This is a genomic window from Stenotrophomonas sp. SrG, assembly GCF_050031795.1.
GTDB classification, from domain to species: Bacteria; Pseudomonadota; Gammaproteobacteria; order Xanthomonadales; family Xanthomonadaceae; genus Stenotrophomonas; species Stenotrophomonas rhizophila_A.
Genome location: NZ_JBNBBE010001120.1, coordinates 1 through 239, shown reverse-complemented (window position 1 = coordinate 239; position 239 = coordinate 1). Strand labels below are relative to the sequence as shown.

The window sequence follows — 239 nt, the reverse complement described above, 5'->3', positions numbered from 1 at the left end:
TGTTGCGCGCAGCCCGCCATCCTCCCGAGTGGCGTGGATCAACCGCCCCCCCAGCGCCCGGGCCAGCTGGGCGGCGATGGCCAGGCCCAGCCCGGTGCCGCCACGGGCGCGGCCACGCGAAGGCTCCAGCCGATGGACGGGCTGCAGCACCGCCGCAAGCGACGCCACGGGAATGCCTGGCCCACGGTCCATCACATCAATGCTCACCTCGCCGGGCGCGCCTACGGTCAGGCCCACGT

General features: G+C 74.5%; 1 protein-coding gene. It reads right to left on the bottom strand.

The annotated features are described in order from the left end of the window. Window positions 1-239: ATP-binding protein (locus tag ACQG3P_RS22945; protein ID WP_426806334.1), on the bottom strand; the 239-nt coding region annotated here is incomplete at both ends.